Source organism: Rhodococcus sp. CX (genome assembly GCF_015865005.1).
Classification (GTDB): Bacteria; Actinomycetota; Actinomycetes; order Mycobacteriales; family Mycobacteriaceae; genus Rhodococcus.
Window position 1 is genome coordinate 20,638 of sequence record NZ_JADZGH010000109.1, and the last position, 5,461, is coordinate 26,098.

Below are 5,461 nucleotides of genomic sequence, written 5' to 3' on the forward strand. Positions count from 1 at the left end.
GGAGTTCGGGTCTACTGCGGTCGAACTCAGGGGCGGGCGACGACCGGCATGGTCAGCTCGCCGATCGCGGGGATGGTGAGCACGACGGTGTCGCCGGGGACGATCTGAGCGACGCCCTCGGGGGTGCCGGTGGCGATGATGTCGCCGGGCTGCAGGGTGATCACCTGGGAGTACTCCGAGATCAGCTTGGCGATGCCCCAGATGAGGAAGGACGTGTTGGACTTCTGCCGCATCTCGCCGTTCACGGTGAGCCAGAAGTCGAGGTTCTCCGGGTCCTCCACCTCGTCGGCGGTGAGGATGTACGGGCCGATGGGGGTGAAGGTGTCCATGGACTTGCGCCAGGACCGGTCCTCGTCGCCGCGCAGGGTGATGTCGAGCAGCGGGGTGTATCCGAAGACGTAGTCGAGTGCCTCCTCGACCGAAACCCGCTTCGCCTCCTTCGAGATGATGATGCCGACCTCGGCCTCGTGGTCGAAACGCCGGTCCTCGTAGGGGAGTTCGATCGCGCCGTCCGGTCCGACGATGGACGTGACGGCCTTGAGGAAGCCCTTGCGAACGGAGACGTCGAGGATCTTGCGATCGGTGTAGACGCCCTTCTCCCCACCCATCTCCTGCTGGTGCTTGTGGTAGTTGACCGGCGCCGCGAACAGGTTGCGCGGCTGGGGTTGCGGCGCGCGGACGGTCACCGAGTCCAGTGCCTGCCCGCCACCGGCGGCGACGCGGGACGAGACGTCGCCGGAGACGGTCGACCAGGCGCGGATGAGCGCGTTCGTGCGCTCGCGCGGTTCGGTGTGCTCGGGGACGAGATCGGTGATGTCGACGAGGGTGCCGTCCGTGGCCTCCACACCGAGGCGGTAGTCGTTGTAGACGTAGAGCTTCATGATTCCTACTCGCTGGGTCGGATGCGGCCGAGTCCGAGCGCATCGATGGCGGGCTTGTCGGTGTACGAGAACAGGATTGCGTCCTCGCCGGTCGGATTGTGGTGGGAGTGCTCGTACCACAACGGAATTGCGATGGTGTCGCCCTTGGTCCAGTCGATACGCCGGCCGTCGACGATCGAGTATCCGGATCCGCGGACCACGTGGTAGACGGTCGAGTGGGTGTGCCGGTGGGCGCGGGTGTCGACGCCTGGGCGGATCAGCTGGAGGTAGGCCCCGATGGTGGTCATCACCGGTCCGCCCGTGATCGGATTGCGGTACTCGACGATGATGTCGTCGAAGGGGTCGCCTTCACGCGTACGCAGGTACTCGATGGTCTCGAGCGCGTCGGCGAGCTTGTATACCAGTGGCTGACCGACCTTTTCGGGCTCACCCCAGGGCTTGGCGAACAGTCCGTTGCCGTAGGCGGCGGGGAGCGGTGCGTCCACCTCCTGGCATTCGGGGTCCTCCTCGATGACGTACTGGTTCAGCCGTGACATCAGCGGGGAGTCGAGCCCGTCGAGCCAGATCATCGGGCCCTCGCCGGTGTGGCCGTGCTCGTGCCAGTGCCCGTTGGGGGTCAGCAGGAAGTCACCCTCGTCCATCGGGACGCGTTGACCGTTGACGACGGTGTAGGCGCCGTCGCCCTCGACGATGAACCGCAGTGCGGACGGCGTGTGGCGGTGGGCCGGGGCGATCTCTCCCGGGAGCACCAACTGCAGTGCGGACCAGAGGGTATCGGTGGCTCCGGTGCGCTGGTGCGGGAGACAGCCGGGATTGCGGAAGCCGAGGACGCGGCGGAGGGCGTCTTCGAGCGGGACGATCTCGCCGGCCTCGACCATCAGCTTCCGGGCCTGCTCGTAGCGCCAGATGTGCGGTACCAGAGTGGTTTTCGCCTCCGGCCCGAGGTTGCCCATGAGCTGCCAGAGCGGGGAGTAGTGATTGTCCGCGAGTTCGGCGTAGAAGGCGTCGTGCACCTTCTCGTCGGAGCGGGAGGTGTCGACACTCATCGCGCGATCCTCTCTGTTCTGTATTGCGGAGTTAGATTCCTTGATAAGGAATTAGTACGGTAGTTGAGCCGGTTGGTCAAGGAAAATGGTCGAATCGTTCTGTTATAAAGAATCATGGCCACTGACTCTGCACGTCGAGACGCACCGGCATATCCGGTCGGTTCGGTCGACAAGGCTCTCCGACTGCTCCTCGTGGTCGCCGAGCGACCCGACGGACTGCGGGTGGGCGATGCCGCCGCCCTGCTGGGTATTGCCCCGTCCACCGCGCACCGCTTGTTGCAGATGCTGGCGCACTACGGCTTCGCCGAACAGGATCCGGAGTCCAAGATGTACCGGGCCGGTCCCACCATGGAGCGGCTGTCGAATTTCCGCGGCCGGGTCATCGACCTGGCCCGGCCGATCCTGGAGCGGCTCGTGGCCCTCACCCAGGAGACGGTGCATCTCGCCACCCTCGACGGGGATCGGGCCCTGACGCTGCTCTCGGTGGAGAGTCCGCATCTGCTGCGCGTGGGCGACCGGTCGGGTCATTCGCAGCCGGCCTATTCGAGCGCCATGGGTAAGGCGCTGCTCGCCGGGATGGGTGGGGACATCGAGCCTCATCTGCCGAGTGGCCTGCAGCAGTCCGAACGGGAGACCCTGCAGTCCCAGCTCGAGGTGATCCGGGAACGGGGTTACGCCGCGCAGGACGGTGAGGTCGAGTCGGGTGTCAGTGCGGTGGCCGTCTCGGTAGGTGCCGCTTCCGCCGGGATCTCCGGTGCGGGCACATCCGGCTTCGCCATCGGTATCACCTTCCCGACCGGGCGGATCGGTGTCGACCGCTGGGGCGAGGTGCTCGCCGCCGCCCGGAAGGCGGCCGGCGAACTCGCCGACGCGCTGGCCGGTTCCGGGCGGTAGCCCCGTCGCCGGCCGGATGAACGTCCGGCCGGCGACGATGCAGGTCAGTACGGGTAGTTGCGGGTGTCGCCGGCCACCGACAGCGGCATGAACATCCAGTCGAGGTTCTCGTAGTCGGTGGGGTTGTGGTCCTTGAAGGAGTAGTTGCGCAGCGCGCGACCGACCCCGTCGATGTGGAACAGCTCACCTGCGACCCGTGCGAGGCGCTGGATGTTGCCGGTGTGCGGCGCCCGTCGCGCCTCGAAGGTCTTGAACGCGGCCTCGATGTTCGGCTCGGTCACGAGCGCCTCGACCATCGCGAGCGAGTCGTCCAGTGACTGGGCGCCACCCTGGGCGAGGTACTGGAGCATCGGGTGGGCGGCGTCGCCGATGAGGCTCACCGCGCCGGAGGTCCAGGTGGTGACCGGCTCCCGGTCGTACATCGGCCAGCGGATCTCGCGGTTGAGGTACTGCCCGGCCTCGCGGACCTTGTCGCAGCACAGGCCGAAGCGGGCGTCGAGTTCCTCCTCGGTACCCCAGTCGTCGTGGTCGGGGGAGTAGAAGTCCGAGCGGAAGACGGCGACGTTGTTGTAGAGCTTGCCGCCGCGCAGCGGGTACTGGATCAGGTGCATGTGCGGGCCGAGCCAGCACAGCACCATCGGGGTCTCCACGGCGTCGGCCGGCACCATCTCGATGGGCACGGTGCCGCGGTAGGCGACGTACTCGGAGGGGACGGGCTCGTCCTCGACGATCATCGGGCGGATCGCCGAGCGCAGTCCGTCGGCGCCGACCACAGCGTCGGCGACGTACTCGGTGCCGTCGGCGCAGACCACCTTCGCGCGGCCGTCGGGCAGGTTCTCGGCGCGGAGAACCTCGCGGTTGGTCTCCAAGGTGACGAGATCGCTCGCGCGGCAACCCTCGAGGAGTGCGCCGTGCAGATCGGCGCGGTGGGTGACGACGTAGGGATAACCGAAGTGCTCGACGAATTCGGGTCCGAGATCGACGGTGCCGATCACCTCGCCGGTCACGGCGTCCATGTAGCACTTCTTTTGGGGGAGGACCGCGTCCTTCATGATCGCGTCCATCACGCCGAGGCTGTCGAGGACGGCCATGGCGTTCGGGGCCAGCTGGATGCCGGCGCCGACCTCGCCGAACTCGGGGGCGCGCTCGATCACGTGCGCCGGGCGGCCCTTGCGGGCGAGGCCGAGCGCGGTGGCCAGGCCTGCGATGCCGCCGCCGACGATGAGCAGGGGGACGTCGATGATTTCTGCCGAGGTGCTCATGGGCAACCTTTCCGGTGGATCACAGAGATGTTCTGTATCGAGGAATTCGATTCTGCAGGACAGATTAGGTCCGTAGGAATGGCTGGTCAACCCTCGGCCGGTCGTTTCCTGCGATTCCGAAAACGATCTATCACTGAGTGACAGTCGGCGTTGTTCGGCCGCTCCGGACGGTCCTACTCTCACGGCTACCGTCCGTCGGGAGTTCCCGACCACCGATTTCCACGAACCATTTCACTGGGTGATAGATGGGCTTCTGCGTCGCCCCGACGTCGGATTGGCTGTCGTCACACCCACGACATGCAGGAGAGTCGCCGTGACCGTAATCGAATCGTCCGCCTTCAGTCTCACGGAAGAGCAGCGCGCCATCCGTAGCGCCATCGACGAGCTGTGCGAGCCGTTCGACAACGACTACTGGCGTGCCTGCGACGCCGCCGGTGAGTACCCCGAGAAGTTCGTCGACACGCTCTACGAGACCGGCTGGATGGGCATGCTCGTCCCCGAGGAGTACGGCGGAGGCGGAGCCGACATCCGCGATGCCGCAGTCGTTCTCGAGCAGCTCGAACGCAACGGCTGCCACGCCGGTGCGGCGCGCGCCGGCATGTACACCATGGGCGCCCTGCTCCGTCACGGCAACGACGAGCAGAAGCAGCGCTTCCTGCCGAAGATCGCCTCCGGCGAACTGCGCCTGCAGTCCTTCGGTATCACCGAGCCCGACGCCGGCTCCGACACCACCCGCATCCGCACCTTCGCCCAGCGCGAGGGCGACGAGTACGTCGTCAACGGCAACAAGATCTTCATCTCCCGCATCCAGCACTCCGACCTGCTGCTGCTGCTCACGCGCACCAAGAAGCGCGAGGATGCCTCCAAGCCGTCCGACGGCTTCACCGTGCTGCTCGTCGACCTGCGCAAGGCGATCGAGGACGGCACCATCCGGGCCACCCCGATCAAGACCATGGTCAACCACGAGACCAACGAACTCGCCATCGAGAACCTGCGCGTGCCGGTCGAGAACCGGATCGGCGAGGAGCACAAGGGTTTCAAGGTCATCCTGTCCGGCATGAACTCCGAGCGCATCATCGTCACCTCGGAGTACATCGGTGCCGGCTTCCACCTCATCGACCGCGCCGTCCAGTACGCCAACGAGCGCCACGTCTTCGGCCGTCCCATCGGCATGAACCAGGGCGTCCAGTTCCCGATCGCCCAGGCCTACGCGAACCTGCAGGCCGCCTCGCTCATGCGCTGGCGCGCCGCCGAGATGTACGCCGCCGGTGAGAACCCCCGCTTCGAGGTCAACGGCGCGAAACTGCTTGCCTCGCAGGCGCTCTGGCAGGCGGCCCAGGCCGCCTTCGACACCTTCGGCGGCTACGCCGCGGCCGAG

At 66.6% G+C, this 5,461-nt stretch carries 5 protein-coding genes; 2 read left to right on the top strand and 3 right to left on the bottom strand.

Annotated elements, in window-relative coordinates; genetic code table 11:
- Positions 1-26 precede the first annotated feature (26 nt).
- Together I0Q12_RS11880 and I0Q12_RS11885 are read right to left on the bottom strand one after the other, a co-directional pair.
- Positions 27-881, bottom strand: a complete 855-nt coding sequence (locus I0Q12_RS11880; protein ID WP_197252107.1) for a fumarylacetoacetate hydrolase family protein — start codon at positions 879-881, stop codon at positions 27-29.
- Positions 882-886: 5 nt separating this feature from the next.
- Positions 887-1,927 carry a cupin domain-containing protein gene (locus I0Q12_RS11885; protein WP_197252108.1) on the bottom strand — a complete coding sequence of 347 codons (1,041 nt, stop codon included), beginning with the start codon at positions 1,925-1,927 and terminating at the stop codon, positions 887-889.
- A 114-nt stretch (positions 1,928-2,041) separates the two neighbouring features.
- On the opposite strand from I0Q12_RS11885, the gene I0Q12_RS11890 reads away from it, so the two are divergent.
- Positions 2,042-2,821: an IclR family transcriptional regulator gene (locus I0Q12_RS11890; RefSeq protein ID WP_197252109.1), complete on the top strand. Its 780-nt coding sequence runs from the start codon at positions 2,042-2,044 to the stop codon at positions 2,819-2,821.
- A gap of 44 nt (positions 2,822-2,865) precedes the next feature.
- Here the strand turns inward: I0Q12_RS11890 and I0Q12_RS11895 are convergent, their stop codons facing one another.
- Positions 2,866-4,083: an FAD-dependent monooxygenase gene (locus tag I0Q12_RS11895; RefSeq protein WP_197252110.1), complete on the bottom strand. Its 1,218-nt coding sequence runs from the start codon at positions 4,081-4,083 to the stop codon at positions 2,866-2,868.
- Positions 4,084-4,396: 313 nt separating this feature from the next.
- On the opposite strand from I0Q12_RS11895, the gene I0Q12_RS11900 reads away from it, so the two are divergent.
- On the top strand, positions 4,397-5,461 hold a 1,065-nt coding region (locus I0Q12_RS11900), incomplete at its 3' end, for an acyl-CoA dehydrogenase family protein (protein WP_197252111.1).